The organism is Shewanella vesiculosa (genome assembly GCF_009994065.1).
Lineage (GTDB): Bacteria > Pseudomonadota > Gammaproteobacteria > Enterobacterales > Shewanellaceae > Shewanella > Shewanella vesiculosa.
In genome coordinates, this window is record NZ_JAACSD010000016.1 from 25,811 (window position 1) to 51,435 (window position 25,625).

26 protein-coding genes and 1 riboswitch are annotated in these 25,625 nt (G+C 42.4%); of the genes, 7 read left to right on the top strand and 19 right to left on the bottom strand.

The features are described from left to right. The first annotated feature begins 100 nt into the window (after positions 1 to 100). Together GW828_RS16040 and GW828_RS16045 are read left to right on the top strand one after the other, a co-directional pair. Positions 101 to 1,657 carry a phosphoenolpyruvate carboxykinase gene (locus GW828_RS16040; RefSeq protein WP_124017730.1) on the top strand — a complete coding sequence of 519 codons (1,557 nt, stop codon included), beginning with the start codon at positions 101 to 103 and terminating at the stop codon, positions 1,655 to 1,657. Positions 1,658 to 1,834: 177 nt separating this feature from the next. Continuing rightward, entirely contained in the window at positions 1,835 to 3,694 is a 1,860-nt protein-coding gene (locus GW828_RS16045; RefSeq protein WP_182742329.1) for a M14 family metallopeptidase, read from the top strand. Positions 3,695 to 3,702: 8 nt separating this feature from the next. On the opposite strand, the gene GW828_RS16050 is transcribed toward GW828_RS16045, so the two are convergent. Then, positions 3,703 to 4,020 carry a GIY-YIG nuclease family protein gene (locus tag GW828_RS16050; RefSeq protein WP_259396219.1) on the bottom strand — a complete coding sequence of 106 codons (318 nt, stop codon included), beginning with the start codon at positions 4,018 to 4,020 and terminating at the stop codon, positions 3,703 to 3,705. 136 nt (positions 4,021 to 4,156) lie between these two features. On the opposite strand from GW828_RS16050, the gene moeA reads away from it, so the two are divergent. Both moeA and moeB read left to right on the top strand, forming a co-directional pair. Continuing rightward, a complete protein-coding gene (gene moeA, locus GW828_RS16055) occupies positions 4,157 to 5,410 on the top strand; it encodes a molybdopterin molybdotransferase MoeA (protein WP_182742331.1) in 1,254 nt (417 codons plus the stop codon). Between the two features lie 7 nt (positions 5,411 to 5,417). Further along, the gene (moeB, locus tag GW828_RS16060; protein ID WP_182698729.1) at positions 5,418 to 6,188 is read left to right on the top strand and encodes a molybdopterin-synthase adenylyltransferase MoeB; all 771 of its coding nucleotides are present in this window, start codon (positions 5,418 to 5,420) and stop codon (positions 6,186 to 6,188) included. Between the two features lie 33 nt (positions 6,189 to 6,221). Here moeB and GW828_RS16065 read toward each other — a convergent pair whose 3' ends face one another. Further along, entirely contained in the window at positions 6,222 to 6,416 is a 195-nt protein-coding gene (locus tag GW828_RS16065) for a DUF2986 domain-containing protein (RefSeq protein ID WP_182742332.1), read from the bottom strand. Positions 6,417 to 6,521: 105 nt separating this feature from the next. Further along, positions 6,522 to 6,689, bottom strand: a complete 168-nt coding sequence (locus tag GW828_RS16070) for a YqaE/Pmp3 family membrane protein (protein WP_124017736.1) — start codon at positions 6,687 to 6,689, stop codon at positions 6,522 to 6,524. A 154-nt stretch (positions 6,690 to 6,843) separates the two neighbouring features. Between GW828_RS16070 and GW828_RS16075 the strand changes: the two genes are divergently transcribed. Continuing rightward, on the top strand, positions 6,844 to 8,052 hold the full coding sequence (locus GW828_RS16075) for a GGDEF domain-containing protein (protein ID WP_182742333.1): 1,209 nt from the start codon (positions 6,844 to 6,846) through the stop codon (positions 8,050 to 8,052). 303 nt (positions 8,053 to 8,355) lie between these two features. On the opposite strand, the gene GW828_RS16080 is transcribed toward GW828_RS16075, so the two are convergent. The 11 genes from GW828_RS16080 to moaA all read right to left on the bottom strand — a co-directional run bounded on the left by GW828_RS16080 (position 8,356) and on the right by moaA (position 17,026). Then, on the bottom strand, positions 8,356 to 9,030 hold the full coding sequence (locus GW828_RS16080; protein WP_182742334.1) for a TIGR01621 family pseudouridine synthase: 675 nt from the start codon (positions 9,028 to 9,030) through the stop codon (positions 8,356 to 8,358). A gap of 36 nt (positions 9,031 to 9,066) precedes the next feature. After that, a complete protein-coding gene (locus GW828_RS16085; RefSeq protein WP_182698724.1) occupies positions 9,067 to 10,308 on the bottom strand; it encodes a sensor histidine kinase in 1,242 nt (413 codons plus the stop codon). A gap of 67 nt (positions 10,309 to 10,375) precedes the next feature. Next, positions 10,376 to 11,053: a response regulator transcription factor gene (locus GW828_RS16090; RefSeq protein WP_182698745.1), complete on the bottom strand. Its 678-nt coding sequence runs from the start codon at positions 11,051 to 11,053 to the stop codon at positions 10,376 to 10,378. Between the two features lie 13 nt (positions 11,054 to 11,066). Beyond that, on the bottom strand, positions 11,067 to 11,543 hold the full coding sequence (locus GW828_RS16095) for a hypothetical protein (RefSeq protein WP_235781676.1): 477 nt from the start codon (positions 11,541 to 11,543) through the stop codon (positions 11,067 to 11,069). A 490-nt stretch (positions 11,544 to 12,033) separates the two neighbouring features. Continuing rightward, positions 12,034 to 13,146, bottom strand: coding sequence for an ABC transporter ATP-binding protein (locus tag GW828_RS16100; RefSeq protein WP_273058981.1), 1,113 nt, complete (start codon positions 13,144 to 13,146; stop codon positions 12,034 to 12,036). Then, positions 13,130 to 13,810, bottom strand: a complete 681-nt coding sequence (gene modB / locus GW828_RS16105) for a molybdate ABC transporter permease subunit (RefSeq protein WP_124017743.1) — start codon at positions 13,808 to 13,810, stop codon at positions 13,130 to 13,132. The genes GW828_RS16100 and modB overlap by 17 nt, the downstream gene beginning before the upstream one ends. Continuing rightward, on the bottom strand, positions 13,810 to 14,658 hold the full coding sequence (gene modA / locus GW828_RS16110) for a molybdate ABC transporter substrate-binding protein (protein ID WP_273058983.1): 849 nt from the start codon (positions 14,656 to 14,658) through the stop codon (positions 13,810 to 13,812). The genes modB and modA overlap by 1 nt, the downstream gene beginning before the upstream one ends. 42 nt (positions 14,659 to 14,700) lie before the next feature. Beyond that, the gene (gene moaE, locus GW828_RS16115) at positions 14,701 to 15,168 is read right to left on the bottom strand and encodes a molybdopterin synthase catalytic subunit MoaE (RefSeq protein WP_182698721.1); all 468 of its coding nucleotides are present in this window, start codon (positions 15,166 to 15,168) and stop codon (positions 14,701 to 14,703) included. Position 15,169: 1 nt separating this feature from the next. Then, positions 15,170 to 15,418, bottom strand: a complete 249-nt coding sequence (gene moaD / locus GW828_RS16120) for a molybdopterin synthase sulfur carrier subunit (protein WP_124017746.1) — start codon at positions 15,416 to 15,418, stop codon at positions 15,170 to 15,172. A 64-nt stretch (positions 15,419 to 15,482) separates the two neighbouring features. Continuing rightward, entirely contained in the window at positions 15,483 to 15,959 is a 477-nt protein-coding gene (moaC, locus tag GW828_RS16125; RefSeq protein ID WP_124017747.1) for a cyclic pyranopterin monophosphate synthase MoaC, read from the bottom strand. 86 nt (positions 15,960 to 16,045) lie between these two features. Then, positions 16,046 to 17,026: a GTP 3',8-cyclase MoaA gene (gene moaA, locus GW828_RS16130; RefSeq protein WP_124017748.1), complete on the bottom strand. Its 981-nt coding sequence runs from the start codon at positions 17,024 to 17,026 to the stop codon at positions 16,046 to 16,048. Next, positions 17,014 to 17,146: riboswitch (molybdenum cofactor riboswitch) on the bottom strand. (Overlaps the previous gene by 13 nt.) A gap of 231 nt (positions 17,147 to 17,377) precedes the next feature. Here moaA and GW828_RS16135 point away from each other — a divergent pair. Both GW828_RS16135 and GW828_RS16140 read left to right on the top strand, forming a co-directional pair. Continuing rightward, the gene (locus GW828_RS16135) at positions 17,378 to 19,027 is read left to right on the top strand and encodes an electron transfer flavoprotein-ubiquinone oxidoreductase (RefSeq protein ID WP_124017749.1); all 1,650 of its coding nucleotides are present in this window, start codon (positions 17,378 to 17,380) and stop codon (positions 19,025 to 19,027) included. Between the two features lie 216 nt (positions 19,028 to 19,243). Then, positions 19,244 to 21,163, top strand: coding sequence for a methyl-accepting chemotaxis protein (locus GW828_RS16140; RefSeq protein WP_182742579.1), 1,920 nt, complete (start codon positions 19,244 to 19,246; stop codon positions 21,161 to 21,163). A 93-nt stretch (positions 21,164 to 21,256) separates the two neighbouring features. On the opposite strand, the gene GW828_RS16145 is transcribed toward GW828_RS16140, so the two are convergent. The 5 genes from GW828_RS16145 to yqfB all read right to left on the bottom strand — a co-directional run bounded on the left by GW828_RS16145 (position 21,257) and on the right by yqfB (position 25,573). Next, a complete protein-coding gene (locus tag GW828_RS16145; RefSeq protein ID WP_124017751.1) occupies positions 21,257 to 21,616 on the bottom strand; it encodes a DUF4870 domain-containing protein in 360 nt (119 codons plus the stop codon). A 41-nt stretch (positions 21,617 to 21,657) separates the two neighbouring features. Beyond that, complete coding sequence (locus GW828_RS16150) at positions 21,658 to 22,350, bottom strand: MOSC domain-containing protein (protein ID WP_273058987.1); 693 nt, start codon at positions 22,348 to 22,350, stop codon at positions 21,658 to 21,660. Positions 22,351 to 22,627: 277 nt separating this feature from the next. After that, entirely contained in the window at positions 22,628 to 23,473 is an 846-nt protein-coding gene (locus GW828_RS16155; RefSeq protein ID WP_182742580.1) for a PfkB family carbohydrate kinase, read from the bottom strand. Positions 23,474 to 23,563: 90 nt separating this feature from the next. Continuing rightward, positions 23,564 to 24,901, bottom strand: coding sequence for a coproporphyrinogen III oxidase family protein (locus GW828_RS16160; protein WP_124017754.1), 1,338 nt, complete (start codon positions 24,899 to 24,901; stop codon positions 23,564 to 23,566). A 348-nt stretch (positions 24,902 to 25,249) separates the two neighbouring features. After that, positions 25,250 to 25,573 carry a N(4)-acetylcytidine aminohydrolase gene (yqfB, locus tag GW828_RS16165; RefSeq protein ID WP_124017755.1) on the bottom strand — a complete coding sequence of 108 codons (324 nt, stop codon included), beginning with the start codon at positions 25,571 to 25,573 and terminating at the stop codon, positions 25,250 to 25,252. Positions 25,574 to 25,625 lie beyond the last annotated feature (52 nt).

Sequence of the window (25,625 nt, forward strand, 5' to 3'; positions counted from 1 at the left end):
CCTGACATTAGCTTATAGCCTCAGCGCAAAAAATAATATCAAGCTAAGTTTGAACACCTAACCCCAATAGCGATTCACTGCGAAACACGACCTAAAAGACATGGAGATCAACACTATGGCGGATGTATCTAACCGCGTTCACCTTAACCCTACGACAGCACAGCTGGTAGAAATAGCGCTTCTTCGTGGAGAAGGTCAGCTCACCGCGAATGGTGCCTTAGTGGCCAAAACAGGAGAAAGAACAGGTCGCTCGCCTAATGACCGTTTTATTGTCAAAGAGGCAAATACAGAAGCGGATATTGAATGGGGCAAAGTAAACCGTCCATTTGAAGCGGGTAAATTCGATGCATTATGGGGCCGTGTAGAAGCTTACCTTGCAGACAAAGAGTTATTTACGTCTGAACTTGAAGTCGGCGCTGATGATGATCATTATATTCCAGTGCGTGTAACCACTGAATATGCTTGGCATCAGCTGTTTGCTCGTAACTTATTCATCGCGCCAGAAAGCTTTAATCGTGGCAACAAAGACACATGGCAAATTATCAATGCACCTGGGTTTGTGTGTGAACCTGATCGTGATGGCACCCATTCTGACGCGGCGGTTATTCTTAACTTTGCCGAGAGAAAAGTGCTGCTTGCGGGCTTAAAATACGCTGGCGAAATGAAGAAGTCGATGTTCTCAGTACAGAACTTCTTATTACCTGCTAAAGGTGTATTACCAATGCATTGCTCGGCCAATGTTGGCCATGATGGTGATACCACATTATTTTTCGGTTTATCGGGTACAGGTAAGACAACCCTATCCGCTGATCCAAAACGCTTCTTAATTGGTGATGATGAACACGGCTGGGCTCCGGGTGGCGTGTTTAATATCGAAGGTGGTTGTTATGCTAAATGTATCGACCTGAGCCAGAAAAATGAACCAGTGATTTGGGATGCGATTCGTTTTGGAACTGTGTTGGAAAACGTCGTACTGAATGAACAGCGAGTGCCTGACTATAAAGACACTAGCCTGACCGAAAACAGTCGTGCAGCCTATCCTTTAGAGCATATCGCTCAGCGTAAAGAAGATAATCGTGGTGCCGAACCTCATGCCGTTGTGTTTTTAACCTGTGATGTCTCAGGTGTATTACCGCCAGTGTCAGTGTTAAGCAAAGAGCAAGCAGCGTATCACTTCTTATCGGGTTATACCGCAAAAGTGGGCTCAACAGAAATGGGCTCAACATCGGCTATCCAGTCAACGTTCTCAACATGCTTTGGTGCACCATTCTTCCCACGTCCTGCAGGTGTGTATGCCGAGCTGCTAATGAAACGCATTGAGTCATTTGGTAGTCAAGTTTACCTTGTTAACACCGGCTGGACAGGTGGTCCACACGGTGTAGGCAAACGTTTTGATATTCCAACCACTCGCGCCATTGTTGACGCGATTGTAAGTGGTGAATTAAAAGATGTTGCCACAGTGCATATCGATAAACTCAACCTAAATGTACCTGTTAGTGTATCGGGTGTAGATACCGCTTTACTCAACCCAGTTAATACATGGGAAAATAAAGCTGACTATGACAAATACGCACAACAACTAGCACAAGAGTTCAGTGACAACTTTGCTAAATATAAAGTGTCTGAAGCAATCAAAAATGCTGGCCCAAACGTCTAAATAAGCCAGCAAGAATTCGCAATTAACATAATGCGATGTCATGCCTAAAATCCCAACTTCGGTTGGGATTTTTTATCTGTAAAATTACAGCATAAAGCCACTGAAACTGTTGATAGGCAATGCTATGATGTTATTACCGTTATTATGTCAACACCATCACCATTTACAGGGATATTCATGCGCCGCTTTTTGCTTGCAAGTTTAATGGTTAGTCCGTTACTGATTTGTTCTTCTTTCACTCATGCTGATGATGCTGCATCTTCGACGCCCATAGTCGCAACAGAGCACACTGCACATTTTGAAAACGACAATATACTGCCGCCAATTCACCCTTGGTCTGGTGCAAGTGAAACCTTGTTATTAAGTGCAGATCAGCCATGGATCACTCCATTTGAGCAAAACGGTTACGTTTCTAGCCCGAACTATCATGATACGGTGCAATGGTTAAACAAACTCGTCGACAGCAGCGATGTATTACAACTGGTTAGTATCGGCAAAAGTCCCCAAGGCCGAGATATATGGATGATTGTTGCGTCGCAAGATGGAGCATCAACTGCGCAAGCATTGAGTGATAATGGTAAAGCGACCGTGCTAGTGCAAGCGGGCATTCATGCTGGCGAAATTGACGGGAAAGATGCTGGGATGATGTTATTGCGTGATATCAGTCATAACCACAAACGCGAGTTACTTGAAAACGTTAACTTACTGTTTATCCCTATTTTCAGTGTTGATGCTCACGAGCGCAGCAGCAAATTTAACCGCGTTAATCAGCGTGGACCTGTGAACATGGGTTGGCGTACTACGGCTAAAAACCTTAATTTAAACCGTGATTATGCCAAAGCTGATGCACTGGAAATGCAGCACCTTATTCGCACTATTAATATTTGGCAGCCAGATTTATACATAGATGTCCATGTTACCGATGGCATTGACTACCAATATGATGTCACCTTTGGCTACAACCTCGCTCAAGGTTACAGCCCGAGCATTTTTAAATGGCTAGAGACTATTTATCGTCCAGAGGTAGAACAAGCCTTAACAGAACAAGGCCACATACCTGGTCCATTAGTTTTTGCTAACGACAATACCGACATGAGTAAAGGTATATCACTTTGGAACCCTAGCCCACGATTCTCCAATGGCTATGGCGATGCCCGTCATTTACCCACCATTTTAATTGAAAACCATAGCCTTAAGCCCTACAAGCAACGCGTACTTGGCACCTATGTCATGCTTGAACAAACCCTTAAAACAGTGGCCCAAAATAGCACTAAGCTAAAATCTGCCATCAATGAAGATAAATACCGAAATCCAAGCAAGTTAACACTAAGCTGGGAAAACCAAACATTAGCACAAGGGCGAGACTTTAAAGGTATTGATTACCGTATTGAGCAAAGCCCAATCAGTGGCGACAAAGTAGTACGCTGGACAGGTGAACCTAAGTTATATAAAAACTTACCGCTTGTGGCTAATACCAAACCGATTGTGACAGTGACGCGTCCTGTGGCGTATTATATTCCACCACAGTGGGCTGATGTGATTGATCGTCTCGCTTTACACGGCATCAGAATGACGCGTCTTAATCAAGTCACCACAGTAACCGCACAGCAATATCAATTCAACGAGCCCATGTTTTCTAGTGCTGATTACGAAGGCCATCAAACAGTCACCGCCAACACGACCATTCACAAAGTTACTACTGATCTTCCTGCTGGTACTGTGCGTATTCTAACCGACCAGCCTTTGGGTGATTTAGCCATGCTGCTGCTCGAGCCACAAGCCGAGGATTCACTTTTTTACTGGGGATTTTTTAATCCTATTTTCACCCGCACCGAATACATTGAAGATTATGCGGTTGAACCTTTAGCGGCAAAAATGTTACAAGAGAATCCCGGCCTACAAGCTGAATTCAATCTCGCACTAAAGAACCCTGATTTTGCCAAAGACAGTGAAGCAAGACTCCGTTGGTTTTATGAACGCAGCCCATATTATGATAACCAATACATGAAATATCCTGTGTTAAGGGTATCTAAGTAATCTGCTCGTCACTCTACAAGCATGTTATCGCTGGTAGAGTGACGCCCTAGTCGCTGATGCTGTTCAATTAACACTAACTTTTGCTGGCGAGACAGTTTTTTAATCGCACTTTCGCGTTTTGATGCCTCACTTCGATCCGCTAAGGATTCTTGGTAAACCAGGGTTAACGGGCCTTTACCTTTTAAATATTTAGCCGCTTTTGGACTGCCTGTTTGATGCTCAGCAAAGCGGCGCGCAATGTCCGTGGTAATACCTGTATATAAATGTGAATTTGCACAGCGAATAATGTACAAGTACCAACCAGCATTGGCGTTATTTTTCGGCATAAAATTTAAAACCTTAAGTGTGATCATAAAACGCTTGTGCCATCATGGCATACTAAGCCCCATGAAAATGCAAACACCTATTTTTTCAGCCAAAATACGCTATCTCGTATTTTAGCATTTCATTAAGGAAGTTCTGATGTCTAGTAATCAAGACCCTTGCGCTCAACCAACATTGCTGCATCCCGATCAAGCGATTGAGCAACTTTTAGCTCAAGTTGAAGCAACTCAAGATACCGAAATGGTAACATTAACCCAAGCTATCGACAGGGTTCTTGCCGAAGATCTGTCCTCAAGTATTGATTTACCCCCTTTTGATAACTCTTCTATGGACGGTTATGCATTTCGGTTTGCAGACTTAACGACATCACAAGATAAAACAACTTTCACATTAGTGGGTAGCTCTTTTGCAGGCCACCCATTCAGTGGCAAAGTGCTACCTAATAGTTGTATCCGCATTATGACCGGTGCTCCTATTCCCCCAGGTTTTGATACCGTACAAATGCAAGAAAAAACTCAAGCAAACCAAAACCAGATTAGTATTGAACATCCACATCGCTTAGGCGCCAATGTGCGCTGTCGCGGTGAAGAACTGCTGGCTGGTACAAAAGTATTACACCGTGGTGTCATTATCCGCGCGGCAGAAATGGGGGTACTCGCCACCATTGGTATCAGCCAAGTAAGGGTGACACGCAAATTAAAAGTGGCCTTCTTTTCCACTGGCGATGAACTACGCCCGGTGGGAAGCGAATTGGCGCCAGGACAGATTTATGATTCTAACCGCTATTCAATCCAAGGCTTACTGAGTAAAAGTAATGTTGAATGGATTGATTTGGGCGTAATAGCCGACAATAAAGAAGCGATTCGCGGAGCATTTAAAGAAGCGGCTAGCCAAGCGGATATGGTGCTCACATCAGGCGGTGTCTCTGTTGGTGACGCTGATTTTACTAAACAAATCTTATCTGAAGAAGGAAAAATCACCTTTTGGAAACTGGCCATTAAACCAGGAAAACCATTTGCTTTCGGTAAAATAGATAATGCTATTTTCTGTGGTTTACCCGGTAACCCGGTCTCTTCGATGGTGACTTTTTATAAGCTCGTATTACCTATTTTGAAAAAGATGCAGGGACTCAAACCGGTTACGCCTTTATTTTGCCAAGCCAAGTTACTGACGGATATACGTAAACATCCTGGCAGAGTCGAATACCAACGCGGCATACTCAGTCGCAATGAAGCGGGCGAGCTTGAAGTGGCCATCACAGGTGGCCAAGGATCGGGTATGCTGACATCAATGAGCTTAGCTAATTGCTTTGTAATATTAGATCAATTCCAAGGCGACACATCTAAGGGTGTCCAAGTGACTGTAGAGCCTTTTAATAACGTGTTGTGTTAGGAATATTATGGACTCACTTGAGCAAGAAATACTGACCGACACTGAAATGCTGCGTTATAGCCGGCAGATTTCGATTAAAGCTATCGATATAGATGGCCAAGAAAAACTTAAACTTGCCAAGGTGTTAATTATTGGCGCTGGCGGTTTAGGTTGTGCTGCAAGCCAATATCTTGCTGTGGCGGGGGTTGGTGAAATCACCTTAGTTGATTTTGATACGGTGGAGCTTTCAAATCTACAACGCCAAGTATTACACCATGACGCCAATATTGGTCAGCCGAAAGTGGCGTCTGCCAAACAGGCATTGATGCAGCTAAACCCATTGATTACTCTCAATACCATTAATGCGCAATTAGATGATAATGAGATAAATGCCTCGGTAAGCCAGCACAGCTTAATTCTTGACTGCACCGACAACATGCTTGTTCGAGAACAGCTCAACAAAAGTTGTTTTGAGCACAAAGTCCCCTTAGTATCTGCTGCTGCAATCAGAATGGAAGGCACGGTAACCGTCTTTGACTACCGAGAAGATAGCCCGTGTTATCAGTGTTTTAGCGCTTTATTTGGCGAGCAGCAATTAACCTGCGTCGAAGCGGGTATTCTTGCTCCAGTGGTTGGCATGATAGGCTGCATTCAAGCAACTGAAGCGATAAAAGTCATCACAGGTATCGGTCAAGCGTTAACTGGGAAGTTGCTAATGATAGATGCCATGACCATGGAATTTAGACAAATGCGCTTGCCTAAACAACCCCAGTGTAAAATCTGTGGTGTACATGCGTAAGTGAAACGACATCGCGAGTTCATGATACAGATGCTACTGGATAGTATCTGTATCACTTGATTCACTGTCAGCTAAACCTACTGTTGGCGCGGCTATCAATTGCGCTTGCATAAGCTTTTCGCGATCGGCTTTGGCAATATAAGGAGATTTATTGGCTGCATGGAGTTTAGCATTGGCCTTCTTGGCTTTAGCTTTCAGGGTTTGATTAATTTTCTTTTTACGATTCATGTTGGTCACTTAATAGCATTTCTACCAAGCAATTATAATCTTAAAATGATTGAAACCCTATCGATTCCAACTTATCAGCGACTCAGCGGCATCATATACTAGCCTTTACTCTTGTAATACTACCCACAAAGCATGAATAAGCCCGGGGACAAAAAAGAAAATACATAATAGGATATTAATTAATAAATCCTTGCCCATACCTTTTTTGAGCAATACCGCCACAGGTGGAAGCAAAATCGCAATAATCACTAGTAATAATTTATTAGTATCCATTTTCGTTGCCTTATTTAAATTGATTAATTTAGCTATAACTATTATAAAAAGAGTATACGATACAAGTTGTTAACTAGAATAATTATCCTATTATTTTGTTTGTATATTGATATTGCATCATGGAACCGTCTTCTTCCCGATAGTAATGAGTCATATGGAAAATAGCCAGAGTATTGTTTTTGTACAATTTTTCAGCTTAATTGCGCTTAGCTGTGCAATAGCTTGGACATTGCTTGCCACTCTATTACGCATAGCACCCAAAGCCAGTTGGTGCTTCGCTGCGGCTAACACTTTCACTGTTATCGGCATTTTACTTTACACTCAACGCACTGAAGCAATTAACTATTTATACTGGTTTGTTGCTGACATGACAATACTCTTGGGATTTGCTCTGGTGCGTTGGGGCTGCCAATACTTATTTAAACAAGCTTTATCCTACCGTTTTGATCTAATATTGCTGACAACTGCGGCACTATTAATGCTGTTAGTACCTCCCTCAGTGATCTATGCCGTTTACTTAGTCATTGTGATGAGCATGACTGCAGCTATCTTCATTTCCCTCAGTGGTATTGATAATTTTCGGGCAGTAAAAAAACACTTACCGCTTTATTATGCCGCCTTACTTAACGTGCCCTTTTTTACTATTGGTTTATTATTTATCATCCGAGCAATTGTTTTGTTATTTTCTCCACAACAACTTGCGCATATTTCTGCCGCCGACAAACTTAACTCACCCTTAGTATTATGGAGCTATATCATACTGTTATTATTAACTAATCTAGTATTATTTGGTAATGCTCTGGCTCGATTAGTGTTCAAAGTGGCGCGGTTAGCTAACAAGGATCAATTAACCGGCTTATGGAATAGGCATGCATTACTGGACAAACTCAAGCAGGTTGATGCCTTGTGGTTACGAAATGATTTAGCTTATAGCTTAATGGTACTCGACTTAGACCATTTCAAACGTATCAATGATACATATGGACATTTAGCCGGTGATAAAGTGCTCAAGCACACAGCTGAAACGTTACAAAACACACTGCGTAAAATCGATTTTATTTGTCGTTATGGTGGTGAGGAGTTTCTCATCATACTGCCGTTAACTGATAAAAAAGAGGCTCAAATTGTGGCCGAAAAGATACAACAAAAAATCAAAGAAAGCGTCATCGTGTGGCAAAAAAAACACATCAGCACCACCCTCAGTATTGGTTATGCGACCTGTAAAACTCACCTCAGTATTGAACAACTATTACAGCTAGCTGATGATGCTATGTATCTCGCAAAAAGTAGGGGGCGTAATACGATTTGTTCGCTTGACTCGATAGAGCAAGCCAGTGAAATAATCTCCACAACCCGGCAATAGTCAGTACGAGCCCTTTTGCAGATTTAGTTCACACTAGCGCAGGCGCATGAAATGGCTTTACGATGTCAGCAAGAACTTGCAGAACTGGTAATTGATACTGGTGAAGAGAGGCTTAGTATAACGGCAAGCATTGGTTGCGCTATTGTCCCCCCAAAAAACCCATTAAGCACATTTTAGCTCAAGCCGACAAAGCCATGTATGATGCAAAAAAAGCCGGCCGCAACTGTATTGCAACAGCAGGTTAGATAAACCTCAACTTGGGTAATAGAAATGCACCGATATTCTTATTAATAGAAAAAACTATCACTTACTTGGCCAAGACAAATCACTCGGCGATTGCCACTGATTACCAATAAGTTGTTGGCATTGAGGCAATAGAAAGTGTTCTCCGAATGATGGCACATGTTGGAAAACATAAGTCTTATCTAGATAACTAAAATGCAAACTGTACGCATGCAAATAGCACCTATCACTGAGCTCATTACCATAAAGTTGATCGCCTAAAATAGGCACGCCAATACTGGCTAAAGCCACTCGTAATTGATGAGTTTTACCACTGAGCGGTTTGAGCAAGTACAGCCGTATTCCTTGGGCAATGCTCTGACTAAAAAACTGTGTAACTGCGGGGTTATCAGTGGTTCGCAGTAATTTATACATGCTGCGACGCGACTTAGCCATATCGCCAATAATCCAACCTTGCTTCTTTTTAGGCTTACCACAGGCAATGGCTAAATAATATTTTTGTACTTGATGCTGAGTAAACATCTGAGTGAATACATTGGCCGCTTGTGGCGATTTAGCCACAATCAATAAACCAGATGTAGGCGTATCGAGGCGATGAACCGGATAAAGCTTATAGCCTAAATCAGCCTCAGCCTGAGCAATCACTCCAGCAGTGCCATCTTGGCTGTGAAAATGGACATTGGCAGACTTACTGATAATAATAAAATCTGTTTGATCACTGAGCAGTTGATACATAAATTATCCAACCAGGATTAAATGCCGAGTGCACTATTATTTAAAGTGAATACTCACCAGCAAACCCGGATTATTATCGTGTAGTGAAATGGTCGCTTTATGGCGCGATAGAATGGCCTTCACCATCGACAAACCTAACCCAGTGCCTTTGTAATGACGACTAGGGTCTAAACGGACTAAGCGATCAAATACTCGCTCTTTATCTTCGTCAATAATACCCGGGCCATTGTCGCTAATTTGAATATGCTTCCCCTGTTGGATAATGCTAATTGTTGCACCGTCTGGGGAATACTTGATCGCGTTATCAACCAGATTAAACAAGGCTTGGAACAGCAAATACTTGTCGCCATTAACCTGAATATCATCTTCTAAGCTGATTTTCAGCACTTGGTCGCGACTCTCGGCAATCACTTCCGCCATTTCGAATAAATCTTGACAGATTTGCTGCAAACTCACAGGCTGTAAATCTAGCATTTGCTGGCCTTCTTCGATGCGAGTTAACGATAACATGGCATCAAATGTTCCCAAGCAGTGATCTAACTCTTCGAGTAACTCGGCGGTGGCATCAGCAAGTTCAGCGGTAGGTTTTTGCGATAATAGCTCAATCCCGATACGTAAGTGTGACAACGGGGTTCGTAAATCATGGGCAATATTATCGGTTACACCCCGAACCGCACGCAAGTTTTGCTCTAATGTGTCGAGCACCAAATTAAATTGCCGCGCAAGCATATCAAACTCATCTTGGCTTTCACTTACCGGCAAGCGCGTCTCATAGTGTCCAGCTTCAATTTGTTCACTTAAGCGGTTGTATTCGACCAGTCGTCTAAGAATGGCTTTTGAGAATATATACCCTAATGCCAGTGTCAGTCCTAAGGTAAATGCCACCGCCCAGAAAGCAGCATTAATGAATTTCTCAATTAGTGCCGCTAACTGATCAGTTCGCGTCGCAATAAGGACTGGACCATAACGGGTAATAACTAGGCCACCGGTGAGAATATGCAGCTTATCTGGACCGCCGGTAAAAATAGGGAAATCTCTGGTTTCAGGCAGTTGCGGCATGTTTTCAGGTAAAAAAGTCAGTGCGCCGACCATATCAACGCTGTTGCGCCAGGCAATCAAGGCTGTTTTGGGATCGGCAGCACGAATTTGAGCAGCAAAACTACGGCGATTGACTGTTAAAGCCAACTGCTGATAACGTTGCATTTCTGCAGCAAGATGTTTATCTACCTGATTTTGTTGCTCAATCACTAGCTGTCGATAGAGACTAAGCACCAACATAACAATCAATATTGTTACTAATGTAGAGAAGATCAGCGTGATCCGCCACGCACTACTTTGGTAAGGCTTAATGCCTTTTGCAAAGGCGATATCCAGCCCCTCTTACGGTTTCAATTAGCTCACCATGCCCAAGCTCTTCAAACTTGCGACGTAACTTGGCAATGTGCACATCAATCACGTTAGTACGAGGATCAAAATGGTAATCCCATACTGCTTCAAATAGTAATGTGCGGCTAATGACTTGATTAGGATGCTCCATTAGATATTTAAGTAATTGGAATTCTTTGGGTTGTAGCATTAACTCGCTGTCATCAAGGGTAACTTTACGGGTTAATAACTCCATTTTTAGACTACCCACTTCAATATCAGTGGCAGCAGGTTCAACCACATTACGTTGAGCAAGTTTTTCCGCACGCACTAATAGCTCTGCAAACGCAAATGGCTTAGTCATGTAGTCATCACCACCGGCACGTAAACCTTTTACGCGTTCATCAACATGGCTCAAGGCCGATAGAATAAGTACCGGTGTCTTGTTGCCACTGGTACGCAGAGCTGATAATAACGTTAAGCCATCTAACTTAGGCAACATACGGTCGAGGATCAATAAATCATATTGATTATGTTTGGCTAACGTCAGACCTTCCTGACCATCCGTCGCACTGTCGACTTGATATTTCTGAGCAGTAAATCCATCAGCTACATACTTTAATGTAGTAGCATCATCTTCAACCAGTAAAATACGCATAGTCATAGAGTCTTTAATCCCATTTGAGCAGAGGTAGAGGACGTAGAGTTTCAATATCGAAAGCAATGGTACTTCTACTATCTTGATTGAGTAATTTTAATTCGAGATAACTAATTGATAAATCGTGGTCCAATTCTGCCTTTGTTAAATATCCTTGCTGATTTTCTATCGCAAGAGTCACTAATTCTGAAAACTTCATATGTTTAGCTTCGAGCATTTTAGCAGCATTAACTTGACCAGTATCATCACTTGCGTAGGCAGACGATTTTTCAGTTAATAATATACCGTCTAAGGCACGATATTCGTATTTATTGATTCGGTGGGTTTCTACGTTAACCATAGAAATTTTATATACCAGCAAGCCTTCCTCAACGTCAACATCAAAGTCACAAATTGTACCTTGATCTTGTTGTTCTAATTGCTCCATGACAGAAATGGGCTTTAAAAAGTTACCATTTATCAATAAGGAATGCATAGATGGGGTGGCCATCACGACACAAGGAAGAAAGCATATTGCTAGCAGCAACCGAACCATCACGAGCCTCTATATAATTGAAAATTCTATTACCTGCCCACTTTACCTAAGAGCAGCCAAAGTCCCAAGAAATCTAAGATTAATAATTGATCATAAATACCATTTTAAATGATGCTGAAGCGCCATTTTATGACATAAAATCAGTATAAAAGATCGAATAGAGTGATCAAACTCGCGCCAATAGTAGGCTGTGTTATCTTATTCGGCACTGATGCGTCTCACAAGCTAATCGGCGCAGCAAACTGAGCTAAAAAGTTATTTAAAATAAATTAACGATCCAAGTTAAGACAAAGGGCTGTTGAACATTGATGGCTAAATTGGGTTCGAGATAAACAGTTTCTAATACGACATAAGTTGTGGCACTTAGCCATTCTGAGAAAATACCTTATAACTAAAGGGAAAAATCGTTTAGCCGTCCCCTTCTGGCTGCATTCATCTTAAAAGATCAACTGTCTCTGATATTTAAAATATGAATTTGGTCTGACTTGAGCGCTATGGTCGTTTGCACTCCTGCCGCGATTGATAACTTTTGCACTAAATGAGTTGGTACATCAGCATTAATGATTGACCCTATGCCAACAACTGATGCGATCACCCGAGAGGATTCGCCCATTATCAATACAGATTCAATGAAGACCTCTAACTTATTTATGCTCTTGCACAGACGACCACTGCTAATGGCATTAAAGCGAATCCCTTGATTGGGAATAACCCAACGAATAGCTTGACCAATCTCTAATGTGGGGGCGCTATCACAGACGATGAGTTCATCACCCAGTGTAAACTGAGTGATGTTGCGTTCAATATCTTGTGACACAACTTGGCCATCAAAAATATTTCTCAAGCCCATCTGTCTCGCAACCGCCTCATCATTAGGATGAGATAACACCTCAAAGGGCTTGCCTTGTTGCAGCATCCTACCCTGACTAATTAATATCATTTTATCGGCCAGTAACAAGGCCTCGTGAATATCATGGGTTACCATAATTACCGGTATGGATAGTTGTTGCTTCAAACGCGCTAACTCTATGTATAAGCGCTCACGAGTTTCTTTATCTACCGCAGAAAAGGGCTCATCTAATAACAAAATAGCCGGCTCACGTGCCAGCGCTCGCGCAAGCGCAACTCGTTGGCGCTGTCCACCCGATAATTGTGCGGGTAAACGATCAGGTAATCCATGCAAATTGACACGTTCCAACCAATCTAGTGCACGTTGCTTTCTTAAGGCTTTGGGCACATGATCAAGCCCAGAAATGACATTATCTAACGACGATAAATGCGGAAACAAACCAAAATGCTGCGGCATATAACCAATATGTCGTTGCTGTGGTGTGAGTGAAATAGACTGTTGTGCATCAAACCACAACTGTTCACCACAATGAATCTGCCCCTGTTGCGGTAATGTCAAACCAGCAATCATTCTCAGTAGTGTTGTTTTACCACCACCCGATGGGCCAACAACCGCTAAGACCTCACCCGCTTGGCAACTAAAATGCGCTTTTAATGGAATAGGTAGTGTTTGTGAAATATCACAAGTAAGATCAGCGTGGCGAGGCATTATAATGCCCTCCTAAACGCCTCGACATACTGGTAGTGAGTGCTAATGCGCTTACCGCAAACAACAATAAGACTAAAGACATCATCCCTGCCGAATCAAAATCGAATGCCTGCACACTATCATAAATGGCTATTGAGATAGTTTTAGTTTCACCCGCAATGTTACCGCCCAGCATTAACACCACACCAAATTCACCCAGCACATGGGAGAAACACAGTACTAGGGCGGTTAATACACCAGGCCAAATCATGGGTAACTCAACTCGAAAAAAAATCCGTAATCGGCTCATACCACAACAAGCCGCAGCGTCGCGAATATCGATAGGAATAGTTTCAAACGCACGTTGAATAGGCTGAACAGCAAAGGGAATATTAACAATAATAGAGGCTATGACTAACCCTGAGAAATGAAACACCAGTTGTTGACCTGTTAATTGTTCAACCCACTGGCCAATCATGCTCTGATTGCCTAAACCGACCAATAAGTAATAGCCAATAACAGTCGGGGGCAATACTAATGGTGCCATGATCAGAGCCTCAAGCAATGACTTGCCCTTAAACTGACGGTACGCTAACCATCGCCCAACCACTATGGCCAGCGGAATTAACACTACAACGGTAAAACAACTTAATCTTACCGACAGCCACAGCGCTTGCCAATCCATTAGTCACCCTGCTTAACGACAGGCTTAGGTAAGTTAAATCCAAATTGCGTTAACACTTGCCGCGCCTCATTAGATTGCATGTATTGATAGAATCGCTCGGCCGTTTCAGATGCCTGTGGCATCAATGCCATCCGTTGATTAAGAGGTTGAAATAACACGTCTGGAATAATCACGTAGTTACCGCGCTTAGCAAACTCAGGTGTTAACACCAAGGATAACGGCACTATACCGCCTTGAGTGGAACCACTAATGGTAAATTGGGTCGCTTGTCCGGCATTCTCACCTAAGATCAGCATCGGCTGGAGTGCATCCCATAAACCTTTTGCTTTGAGAACTTCACGGGCACTCACTCCATAAGGTGCATGATCTGGATTGGCAATGGCGAAACGAGATAGCTTTCCATCATCGATTAACTGCCTTAAGCCCACTAGCTCAGGGTCTAAAATCAATGGCGAAGCCTTAGGAGCAGCAAGAGCTAAACGTCCGATGGCATAAACAATGCCCTCGTCTTGAGTAAAGCCCGCTTGATGTAACTTATCAATATAACCTTCATCAGCACTGAGCATCATCTCAAATGGAGCGCCATGCTGAATTTGGGTAATAAAATTACCCGATGAACCATAACTAATCCGCAGTTCCAAGCCTGTTTGCTGTTGAAAACGCGTCGCGATTTCATCTACTGCAAACTTAATATTAGCCGCTGCAGCAATGGCCGGAGCATCGCTGGCCAAGCTTGCGGAACTGAACCCAATCACACCCACCGTCGCCAGTAACGCCGCCATACCACTTGCGTTAATATACTTTACCAGCCGACAAAAAATTGGAGTAATGCTATTAATGAAAGGCATTGAGAGATTATCCTTACTGTATACCAGTAATACGGAACAATATTACTTTTTCCACATTTGAGCCGCTTGTTGATCGCTATCACGCGCTTCAACCCACTTACTGCCAGTATCGCCCGCTTCCAGTTTCCAAAAAGGGGCTTTGGTTTTTAAGAAGTCGATTAAAAACTCACACGCTGCAAAAGCGGCTTTACGATGGGCACTGGTGACACCGATAAAGACTATTTGCTCACCAAGTGTTAGCGTACCCACTCGATGAATAATGGTCACTTTGTTTAACGGCCACCGCTCACAAGCCTGCTGGCTAATCTGTAATAAAACCGACTCTGTCATTCCAGGATAATGCTCTAGGGTTAGATCGGTTACGGCGCAGCCATCATTAAAGTCACGAACTTTGCCAACAAAATTGACTACTGCACCATCCTGATTATCGCAAGCCAAGAGCGCATACTCATCGGCAACGCTAAAATCTTCAGCATGCACACGGACAATAATTTGATTGCTCTGTTCCATATTACCCTCCTGTGACCGGAGGGAAAAAGGCCACTTCATCACCGTCATTTACAGGCGAATCCCATTGGCTCATGGTTTGATTAATCGCCACCAGCAATTTGTCTGATGCCAACACTTTAGCCCACTTATCATCAGTGGCAGCAAGCGCAGCGCGTAATGCTTCGGCGGTGTCTATATTGTCGGCACTGTGTTCGACTTTAGCGGTATCGAGTAACTCGCGAATTTGCGCAAAAAATAACACTTGGATCATAGTGGTCTCTCAATGCATTTATTCATAAAACATACTGGATGAACGTTAGCTCATATAAGGCAGCTTAAGCTTGAAAATGGCCAGATTTACCGCCGCGTTTTTCAAGCAAACGAACTTGAGAAATAATCATGTCTTTTTGTACAGCCTTACACATATCGTAAATGGTTAAGGCGGCGACAGAAGCAGCCGTTAGCGCTTCCATTTCTACACCAGTTTTACCCGATAGCTTACATAAACTGGTAATGCGCACACGATTGTGCTCAGGCTGAGCTTCAAGCTCAACTTCCACTTTAGTCAGCATTAACGGATGACATAAAGGTATTAAATCAGCAGTTTTTTTAGCCGCTTGAATACCAGCAATACGTGCGGTAGCAAACACATCACCTTTGTGATGGCTGCCATTCATAATCATCGCTAAGGTAGTGGGAGCCATATCAATAAAGGCTTCTGCGCGGGCTTCGCGCTCAGTGACGGCTTTTTCAGTGACATCAACCATATGGGCATTGCCATCGGCGTTAATATGGGTAAAACGATTGCTCATGCTGCTACTGCCTTAATAAAAATTCAATGTCTATCGACTGAGCGTCACAAAAATGTCCGCATCAGTCGGTTTAGCTCAATAACCGCTTAACCACCAATAGAGGCAAGATGCTGAGTCACACCGGTAATACCTTGATGTAGATAATGGGTTTCTTTTTTCTGCGCTAATTGACCGTGTAACCGAGTGATTAACTCATCTTGCTGTGAAGTGTCTTGCAATAAATCGCGCAAATCTAGGCCATTTTCAGTAAATAAGCATAAATGTAATTTACCTTTGGCAGATACGCGCAAGCGATTGCAGCTGGCACAGAAGTTTTTAGCATAGGGCATAATTAGCCCAATACGACCTTGGTAGTCGGCATGACTAAAGTTCTGTGCAGGACCATCATCAACGCTCGGTAAATCGTATAACCAGCCTTGCTGCTCAAGTTGTTTTTTGATATCAACGCCAGCTAAATGATGCGCATTAAAGTAGTCGCGACCCAAGCCCGTTTCCATTAACTCAATAAAGCGTAAATCAATAGGTATATGTTTAATCCACTGTAAAAACCGTGGTAAATCTTTATCGTTTAAGCCTTTAAGTAATACGGCGTTGACTTTAACCCGCTCAAAACCCGCTTCCAATGCAGCATCAATACCGCGCATAACAAGATCAAACTTATTTTCGCCGGTAATTTGATAAAACATTTTAGGATCTAAGCTATCAACGGAAACATTAATACGCCGTAAACCAGCTTCATACCATTCTTTAGCATTCTGCTGTAAACGATAACCATTGGTGGTCATTGCTACGGTATTAATATTGGGATTCGCCGCAACAATCCGCACAATATCAGTGAAATCTTTGCGCAGAGTGGGCTCACCACCAGTGATACGAACTTTTTGAGTGCCAACGGCGCCAAAGCCTGCAACAAGATTTTCAATCTCATTGAGGGTTAAAAAGCTCGGTTTGCCATCGGGTTTATACCCATCTGGCAAACAATAGGAACATTTGAAGTTACAAACGTCAGTGACTGACATTCGTAAATAGTGAAACCTTCGACCAAAACTATCTTGTAATTGGGACATGTTAACCTTTCCAAGTGTGGGAGGTGAATGCATTTCTTTACTCACCCCGGTGGCAAAATTACCACGGCTAACTGCCCATATCATTGACTTAGGACACAAAGCTCGGAGAACCGTCAGATCCAATTATAGGCCTAATTGCCTTTTAACAAATACCCCTTTAGTGAATATCTTAATGAAAAAGATTATATCGTTAACTATTTGTGACTCGTCTCACCCTGACAAGATTATGTTTGCTACTGTGACAAAAGTGAATTTTGCGGTAAGGTAACTAAAAAGATAAACGATCGTTTAGTTATCGTTGTAGAAAAACAATAAACCCGCGATGAACGGGAAACTTTGAAAGGTGACAACATGGAACGCGAGTCAATGGAGTTCGACGTAGTAATAGTCGGTGCTGGCCCTGCAGGTTTAGCAACAGCTTGTCGTTTAATGCAAATATCTAAAGATGCCGACAAGGAAATCACCGTTTGCGTGGTAGAAAAAGGCTCTGAGGTTGGCGCACATATTTTATCGGGAGCGGTATTTGAAGCGGATGTATTGGACGAATTATTTAATGATTGGCGTGAATCTGATATCCCGCTAACGACTAAAGTCACTCATGACGAAATTTATCTGCTTAACTCAGAGAATAAATCGCGCTTAATACCAAACAGCTTTGTGCCTAAAACCATGCACAACGATGGTAATTACATTATTAGTGTCGGTAACTTAGCCCGTTGGTTAGCCAATAGAGCTGAAGCACTTGGCGTAGAAATTTTCCCCGGGTTTGCCGCCAGTGAATTACTGTTTAATGAAGACAATAGTGTCAAAGGTATTTTAATTGGTGACATGGGCGTTGGCGAAAATGGTCAACACAAAGACAGCTACATGCCAGGCATGGAATTACATGCTAAATACACCGTTTTTTCAGAAGGTTGTCGGGGTCACTTAGGTAAACAGCTGATCCAAAAATACCATTTAGACAATGGTAAAACACCGCAGCATTATGGCTTAGGTTTTAAAGAAATTTGGAAAATCCCTGCTGAACAACACCAACAAGGTAAAGTCGTTCACACCGGCGGTTGGCCTCTAGTGAATGGTTCATCTGGAGGGGGATTCCTATATCATATGGAAGACAACCAAGTTGCAGTGGGGTTAATTATTGATTTAAATTACCAAAACCCTCACCTCAGCCCATTTGATGAATTTCAACGTTATAAAACTCACCCAGTGATTGCCAAAACATTAACTGGCGGTGAGCGCTTAACTTATGGTGCACGTGCCATTGCTAAAGGTGGTTTAAATTCACTGCCTAAAATGAGCTTCCCTGGAGGGTTAATTATTGGCTGTAATGCAGGCACACTTAACTTTGCTAAAATTAAGGGCACCCATACCGCGATCAAGAGTGGGATCATCGCAGCCAAAGTGTTAGGCGAAGGCTTGATGGCTGGTATCGAAGGTGGTAAAGATCTCGATTGCTTCCAACAACGTTTTGAAGAAAGCTGGCTGCACGATGAACTGTATCAATCTCGTAATTTTGGTCCTGCATTACATAAGTTTGGCACCATAGTCGGTGGCGCTTTTAATTACATTGACCAAAATTGGTTTGGTGGTAAATTTCCGCTGACCTTTAGGGATACCACCCCTGATTACGCAACTTTAGGCCTAGCCAGTGATTACAATAAGATTGATTATCCTAAACCTGACGGTAAATTAAGTTTCGATAAGCTGTCTTCAGTATACCTGTCGAATACTTATCACGAAGAAGATCAACTGTGCCATTTACACCTTAAAGACCAAAGTATTCCGATTTCGGTCAACTTAGTTAAATTTGATGAACCCGCGCAACGATACTGCCCTGCTGGCGTATATGAAGTGATTGAAGAAGCCGGCGACAAAAAATTTGTGATAAATGCTCAGAATTGTATTCATTGCAAAACATGTGACATCAAAGATCCGAGCCAAAATATTACCTGGGTCACTCCAGAAGGCGGCGGTGGGCCAAACTACCCAAATATGTAAGCTAACCAATAGTTAAAATATTAGCTCCGCCGAAAAACGCACTTAAATATAGGTGCGTTTTTTTTGTTTTATAGACTATTATTACTCACATAAAATCAGAACAACCTACGCAAAAAGACTATTTTGTTTACTTAATTAACTTAAGAGCAAAATAACTATCAATTTATTGGCATTGTGTCCGATATATCATAGATATACCCCAAGAGGCTGTTGTAGATGAGCACATTTAATACCCTTACCATTAAACAAAAAATATTGCTGACAGTGACAGTTGCTGTACTGCTATCAACAATATTAGTCGGATTACTGAGTCAACGCAGTGCGAAGCAAATCGTCGAGCAGCGTATGCTTAATTCAGAAATGCCAAGCATAGTCATGCAAATCCGCAATGACGTAGACCTGCAAATTAGCAGTTTAATGAATGCCGCGGAGCAACTAGCCAATAGCAGAATGTTGCTTGGCTGGCTCCAAAATGGTCGCCCAGCGGACCAAGAAAGCCTAGTCATCGCACAATTAAATGACCTAAAAAATCAGTACGGCTTAGCTCAAGCGTCTTACGCCGATCGCGAAACCGCAGCTTACTATACACAAGACGGCTTTTTACGGGTATTAACCCCTGAGCAAGACGGTTGGTTTTTTGATTACCGCGACAGTAAACAAGAGCGCATGCTCAATGTTTTTACCGAAGCCAATGGTGAAGTCAAACTGTTTATTAACTATCAGCAGCCAAATGGTCGTGGGCTTGTTGGCTTAGCTAAATCACTAGATGATATGGTTAACTTATTAGATTCATTCAAAATTGAAGACACTGGATTTGTCTTTTTAGTGGATGCTAAAGGTGACGTAAAACTATATCGAGATACCAATAAAGTAGGTAAGGCTAAGCTCAGCACTTTATACCCTAATGCCAATACTAACCAACTGCTAAATAAAAGTGACTTTAACTTAGTTAAAGCAGAAGTTGATGGCCAACACATGTTGATTGCCAGTAGCTATATTGAATCGATGGATTGGTATCTAGTGGCTCAAGTGCCTGAAGCTGAAGTCTTTGCCTTACTACAAGAGTCCGCTTATCAGATCTTAATATGGACCATTCTTATTGCAGTGGTATTTATAGCCATCTCGATTGCGGTTGCAGGTTCCGTCAGCCGCCCTATTGCTCATATTGCCGAGCTATTTCGCAACATTGGTGAAGGCGAAGGCGATTTACGTCAAAGACTACCCGTTAATGGTGATGATGAAATTGCTCAGCTTGCTCGTGGTTTTAATAGCTTTATCAGTAAGATCCAAGATACGGTCCTGGAAGTTGCCAGCACAAGCCAACAGCTAGGTTTATCTGCTATTGATGTATCAAATCAGTCACACCAGACGTTAGATGACAGCCAGTTACAAAAAGACCGTACGATTATGGTGGTTACCGCAATTAACGAAATGGGCGCTACGGTTAATGAAATTGCAACTAACGCTGCTCAAGCCGCAGTCACAGCCCGCGATGCAGATGCGGAATCAATTGAAGGTCAGAAAGTCGTAACACGGGCACGTGAAACCATTAATCAACTATCTAAAGACGTCGAACAAGTCGGTGACGTGATTGAATCATTAGCGACGCACACTAAATCGATTGGCAGTATTTTAGATGTTATTCGTGCAATTTCAGAGCAAACTAACTTATTGGCACTGAACGCGGCAATTGAAGCGGCTCGAGCCGGTGAAGCAGGACGAGGCTTTGCTGTTGTTGCAGACGAAGTCCGTAACTTAGCTTCTCGTACGGCAGCTTCGACTAACGAAGTACAAACTATGATTGATAAACTTCAATCAGAAACGACGCGAGCAGTCAGTGCTATGGAACAATCGCGCAGCCGCTCGCATGAGGGTGTTACAGCTGTTGATGAAGCGAGCCAGTCATTAAGCGGCATTAGTGAACGTATTGCACTGATTAGCGATATGAACATACAAGTTGCAGCCGCGACGGAAGAGCAATCAACTGTGGTTGAAGACATTAATCGTAATGTGACTGAAATCAACGATATTACTCAACGTACCGCAGAAACAGCTCATGCCGCTGCACATGCAAGTGAATCATTGAACCAATTAGCCACTCGACTAGATACCCTAGTTGCTCGTTTTAAAGTGTAAATGCGATAAATCGTTTTAACAAAACGCCACTCATTTGAGTGGCGTTTTTTATGCTCATGGCTGTTGCCGATCACGATATATTTATCATGCTAGTTATTTCAGAAACCGAATAGTCAGTGGATACTGATAAGCTTTGCCATCGCTGGCTTTCACCATTGCGATAATGGTACAAACAATGTCGAGTAATGCTAACGCTGCCAGTAGTAATACGCCCACACCAATAAAAATCAATATCCCAGACACTAAGGCATAAATCATTAAACTTAGTTTGAAATTAATGCAGTTCTTTCCGCATTGGTTTACAAACTCAAACTCGTCTCGCTTCATTAACCAGATAATTAACGGCCCAAGAACACTGCCCAGAGGGAAAATATAACCGACAAAACTGGCGGCATGTACTAATAATCCCATATTTTTAGCGTCTTTGGATAATGTGTCTGTTAGTTCGGTCATGTGATATTCCTTATCAAGATTTCTTATAATATTATGGTTAACTAACTGACATTGCCATACAAGCGCATCGCCCAATCTTCTATACTTTGTTGATCAAGTCGGCGCTGTAATGAGTTAACCCAAGTTTGCGCTAAACCTTCACATTCAAGCAGTATCTGATATTGCGCAGCATCAAATTCTGCTAAAAAATATATCTGCATCGCTTTAGCTACACTGATATCCGTTTTTCTTTCTAACAAAACAATACTGTCATTCGGATTAATATCGCCTTCCGATAGCACTCGGTAAAACCAGCCACACATGCGACTTTCTTGCATTGCTAAAGCAAATTTAGGGTGACCAAATTGCAAGTTGAGTTTAAAACAAGGTGATCGCGGCTGGGTAACTTGTAATGTCACATCGCCAATTTGGACTATATCACCAATATAAACTTGCGCCTCATTAAGGCCGACAGTACTGATATTCTCACCCATTGAAGGTGCATCAAAAAAGGTCGACATTAAATCCCAGCGACGGTACTGACCATAATGCTCTCGCGGGAAATGATGCAGCACTCTATCGAGGCCGCCATGATGCTTAGGATCAGCCTCGCTATTACCGATAACTCGATCAAATTGCACGGTCAACTGCTTAGCGATATGTTTTTGGTTAATACAACTGGCAACACCATTATGCATTTGCACTTGGTCACCTAAATATAACCCAGAAATACTTTTCACCCATAGCTTACTCATCCAGCGGGTCCTTGCTTAAACATGATTACAGAGTGCCAATATACCCAATTTTCAGACAAAAAAAAGCCTTACTGGGGAAGAGTAAGGCCATAAATATAATGGGAGATAATACTTAAAAACATAGTGAAAAATGATCTTAACCATCCGACACTATAAAAGTTGTTTAGACGGGCTTATCGTAAGCGCTAACAATGACACTAAAATGACAATCGAAGACTATTTTAGTCATGTGCATAGACATTTATTCATCCTCAAAGTTAATCATTACTCATAGCCGTTAACTTAAGTACTGTTTTAAGGCCTCGCCAGGAATTGAGCTTTGGGTGGCAACGGCAAATGAGGCCCACAAAGCGCCTTCATGCATCGCATCGATAATTGACATCTGCTGACATAAACCATGAATAACCCCAGCAGCATAAGCATCGCCGGCCCCTGTGGTGTCAATAACGTCAGCAATAACCGCGGGCACATGTTGTTCATCGTCGGCACTGTACACCATAGCCCCCTGGTCACCATCGGTGACAATAAAGTACTCCAATGCATCACCCGCAATCGCGTAAGCAAATAGCCATGGGTCTTGATTACAGCGCCCTTGCATGTCGGTAATCGACGCGATGAGTACATGACAAGGACGGTTACGTTCATCTTTCGCCAGTTGAGATATCACTTTGCAGTTAGGATTGGATGCAATAGCATTTGCCGCCCAAACACCAGCACCTTTTGCCGAAGAGTTAATATAAAAGGCATCCCAATGATGCCATTTAGGCGGCACTGGCAGTTCAAAAATAGGTCGCTGAGGGCGAATAATGGTGCGTTCACCATCCGGGGTCATCACCAATAGCATCTCACACGTATTGCCATTAAAACGATGCACTAAGCGACAATCAAGCCCTAAAGTGCTGGCCTTAGCTAAAATCCAATCGCCAATATCATCACTGCCAACCTCACTCACCAATGACACATTGTGCTGGGCCCATACTAAACCTAAGCCAGTGTTCGCGCCGCCACCGCCTAAACGTAACCCACCGTCTTGATAATGAAATCGACCACCGGTTTGTAAGGGTTTATCAAGCATTAGAATGCGATCACAATTAATATTGGCAAGCAAAAGAATATTAGCCATGCAACTCACCTAAAAAAGTGTAGTGAAAAAGAACCTTGAGTATAACAAAAAGGCCGTGATTAACACGGCCTTTGGTGGTTGATCACAGGATCACATATCCGCTTCAGCAAGTGGTTGACGTAATTGGGCGCGCACATTGTCCATACCCGAGTAAAACTCCTTCATCATCAATAATCCGAGCATTTTGCCATTGTCGGTCACAATCAGTTTGTCAGGATTAATAGGATCATTTTTCAGTGCCCCCATGGCTTTCATTGATGCCATTTCTTTAAACAAGGCGGTATCTAGATTAACGTTAAAAGTATCGCGAAAATATTGACGCGATAAACGCCCAGAAAACATCCCCAGTAAAAAACGATACTGCATGACTTCTTTTAGCTGATATTTTTTCTGTTGCTCAACAGCCATTCGACCTTCTGCAATACGTTGTTGATATTTCTTTAGCGAAAAAGTATTTACATATAAGGTGTCATTTAAAAAACTAAATGAGCCTGAACCGACACCAAGATATTCATCATAGTCGATCACATACTCATCAAAACCTTCATCATTGGTTTTACCAAACGCCCATGCAGACAATTGAGTATATTGCCCAGTTAAGCGATTTAAAATTTGGCGGTACTGATTAACCATTTCACCATGAGGTGCTGCCAGATCTGCTTTGACACTTTTACGCGTTTGATGGGTGATCATCAATGGATAAGTGGTAATTTGGCGCGGATCGAGTTTAGACGCCATTTCAAGGTCAGACCGAATAATCTCTTCTGTTTGCCCACGAAAGCCAAAAATCAAATCAACGTTAATGATCGGAAATAGCTCTTTAGCTGCCATAATGCGGTCAAAGGTTTGCTGGCCTGAACCAAACTTATCTAATCGATCAGTCATTTTTAAAATGCCGTCGTCAAAGCTTTGTACCCCAATCGACATTCTGTCGACCAAACCTTTTAACTGCTTAAACTCAGGGCTGGCTAAATGTTGTGGATCCGACTCACAAGAGACTTCTTTAATGCCAGGAAAGAGATTTTTTGCGTGTTCAATTGTGCGGGCTAATTCATCTTCAAGTACGGTAGTCGTTCCACCACCAATGTACATAGATTCAAACTCGTAGCCTAAATCTTTAGCCATTTGCATTTCTTTGCGCAGCGCCACAAAATATTCGCGCGCTTTGTCTTCACGAAATAAAAATCGGTGAAAAGTACAAAATGAACACAAGGTATGGCAAAACGGAATGTGTGCGTACAACATGTATTTTTTGCCTTCAACGGGCTTAGGCATGCGGTCTGTTGAGATGGTGTCGAGACGCAAATTCTTATCAACATAATATTGCATCACCCGCTCCATAGAACTGATCATCCAATTGGGTACCGTAATATTTGACTGATAAGGTTTAATCAGCTCATGACTGGCTGATTGAATAATTGGAGACATAAAAAATCCTAACTGAATGAGTCACTGGGAGCAAAACCATTGATAAAAAGCGCTAAATAAAAGACGCACTGTCGATGCAGGAAATCAAAATAACACTTTATAAATTGCTAAAATGCGAACTCGCCAACAAATACATAAACTAACACGCTTATCCTTACCCATTTGTTAAGCAGATCATGTTTTAGACACTGCTGTTGGAGCGCAAATGAAACAGTTTATGCAGCAACCAAAACAAACAGATAAAATAAAGGCTTGATCGCGCACTATCGAATAATTGGTTAGGAATAAAATAGAATCTGGATACTCTTAGTCTTAGTCTTAGTGCAGCATTTAGGGAAATAATAGCGATTAAGCAGCAACCAATTTAAATGAAATCATAAATAATGTTGGCTGATTAGGATAGACCTTCTGAATAAGCAGCTTTAACTCTGCTAATGGCAAGCTTTCTTGGGCGGCATGAAACTCATTAATGTCAGCAAAGGCTAATGGCTCAACCGCCAAAATCATAATGTCACACACTTTAATATGGTTTTCGAGAGTGAACACCTCAACTTGGCTACCAGGTTGGTAATGGCTCTCGCTTATATCGCGGATAGTAATGGTCTTTAGTCCAGATGCGACTAACGGCGTTAAAAATTCAAAAAAGGTAATTTGCGTTGGTGCAGCTGACATAAGGAAACCTTAACAGAAAACATAAGATGGGTTTATAGCACCTTATCGATAT

Excerpts from the sequence above, each read along its gene's own strand:
- GW828_RS16040 (WP_124017730.1), top strand. The coding sequence starts at position 101 with ATGGAGATCAACACTATGGCGGATGTATCTAACCGCGTTCACCTTAAC.
- modA (WP_273058983.1), bottom strand. The coding sequence starts at position 14,658 with ATGCCTTTCATTAATAGCATTACTCCAATTTTTTGTCGGCTGGTAAAG.
- GW828_RS16065 (WP_182742332.1), bottom strand. The coding sequence starts at position 6,416 with ATGAATCGTAAAAAGAAAATTAATCAAACCCTGAAAGCTAAAGCCAAG.
- GW828_RS16140 (WP_182742579.1), top strand. The coding sequence starts at position 19,244 with ATGAGCACATTTAATACCCTTACCATTAAACAAAAAATATTGCTGACA.
- GW828_RS16135 (WP_124017749.1), top strand. The coding sequence starts at position 17,378 with ATGGAACGCGAGTCAATGGAGTTCGACGTAGTAATAGTCGGTGCTGGC.
- GW828_RS16160 (WP_124017754.1), bottom strand. The coding sequence starts at position 24,901 with ATGTCTCCAATTATTCAATCAGCCAGTCATGAGCTGATTAAACCTTAT.
- GW828_RS16050 (WP_259396219.1), bottom strand. The coding sequence starts at position 4,020 with ATGCCGAAAAATAACGCCAATGCTGGTTGGTACTTGTACATTATTCGC.
- modB (WP_124017743.1), bottom strand. The coding sequence starts at position 13,810 with ATGGATTGGCAAGCGCTGTGGCTGTCGGTAAGATTAAGTTGTTTTACC.
- GW828_RS16070 (WP_124017736.1), bottom strand. The coding sequence starts at position 6,689 with ATGGATACTAATAAATTATTACTAGTGATTATTGCGATTTTGCTTCCA.
- GW828_RS16150 (WP_273058987.1), bottom strand. The coding sequence starts at position 22,350 with ATGAGTAAGCTATGGGTGAAAAGTATTTCTGGGTTATATTTAGGTGAC.
- GW828_RS16090 (WP_182698745.1), bottom strand. The coding sequence starts at position 11,053 with ATGCGTATTTTACTGGTTGAAGATGATGCTACTACATTAAAGTATGTA.
- GW828_RS16145 (WP_124017751.1), bottom strand. The coding sequence starts at position 21,616 with ATGACCGAACTAACAGACACATTATCCAAAGACGCTAAAAATATGGGA.
- moeA (WP_182742331.1), top strand. The coding sequence starts at position 4,157 with ATGTCTAGTAATCAAGACCCTTGCGCTCAACCAACATTGCTGCATCCC.
- GW828_RS16045 (WP_182742329.1), top strand. The coding sequence starts at position 1,835 with ATGCGCCGCTTTTTGCTTGCAAGTTTAATGGTTAGTCCGTTACTGATT.
- GW828_RS16155 (WP_182742580.1), bottom strand. The coding sequence starts at position 23,473 with ATGGCTAATATTCTTTTGCTTGCCAATATTAATTGTGATCGCATTCTA.
- GW828_RS16075 (WP_182742333.1), top strand. The coding sequence starts at position 6,844 with ATGGAAAATAGCCAGAGTATTGTTTTTGTACAATTTTTCAGCTTAATT.
- moaD (WP_124017746.1), bottom strand. The coding sequence starts at position 15,418 with ATGATCCAAGTGTTATTTTTTGCGCAAATTCGCGAGTTACTCGATACC.
- GW828_RS16085 (WP_182698724.1), bottom strand. The coding sequence starts at position 10,308 with ATGTTGGTGCTTAGTCTCTATCGACAGCTAGTGATTGAGCAACAAAAT.
- moaE (WP_182698721.1), bottom strand. The coding sequence starts at position 15,168 with ATGGAACAGAGCAATCAAATTATTGTCCGTGTGCATGCTGAAGATTTT.
- moeB (WP_182698729.1), top strand. The coding sequence starts at position 5,418 with ATGGACTCACTTGAGCAAGAAATACTGACCGACACTGAAATGCTGCGT.
- moaC (WP_124017747.1), bottom strand. The coding sequence starts at position 15,959 with ATGAGCAATCGTTTTACCCATATTAACGCCGATGGCAATGCCCATATG.
- GW828_RS16080 (WP_182742334.1), bottom strand. The coding sequence starts at position 9,030 with ATGTATCAACTGCTCAGTGATCAAACAGATTTTATTATTATCAGTAAG.
- yqfB (WP_124017755.1), bottom strand. The coding sequence starts at position 25,573 with ATGTCAGCTGCACCAACGCAAATTACCTTTTTTGAATTTTTAACGCCG.
- GW828_RS16095 (WP_235781676.1), bottom strand. The coding sequence starts at position 11,543 with ATGGCCACCCCATCTATGCATTCCTTATTGATAAATGGTAACTTTTTA.
- GW828_RS16100 (WP_273058981.1), bottom strand. The coding sequence starts at position 13,146 with ATGCCTCGCCACGCTGATCTTACTTGTGATATTTCACAAACACTACCT.
- moaA (WP_124017748.1), bottom strand. The coding sequence starts at position 17,026 with ATGTCCCAATTACAAGATAGTTTTGGTCGAAGGTTTCACTATTTACGA.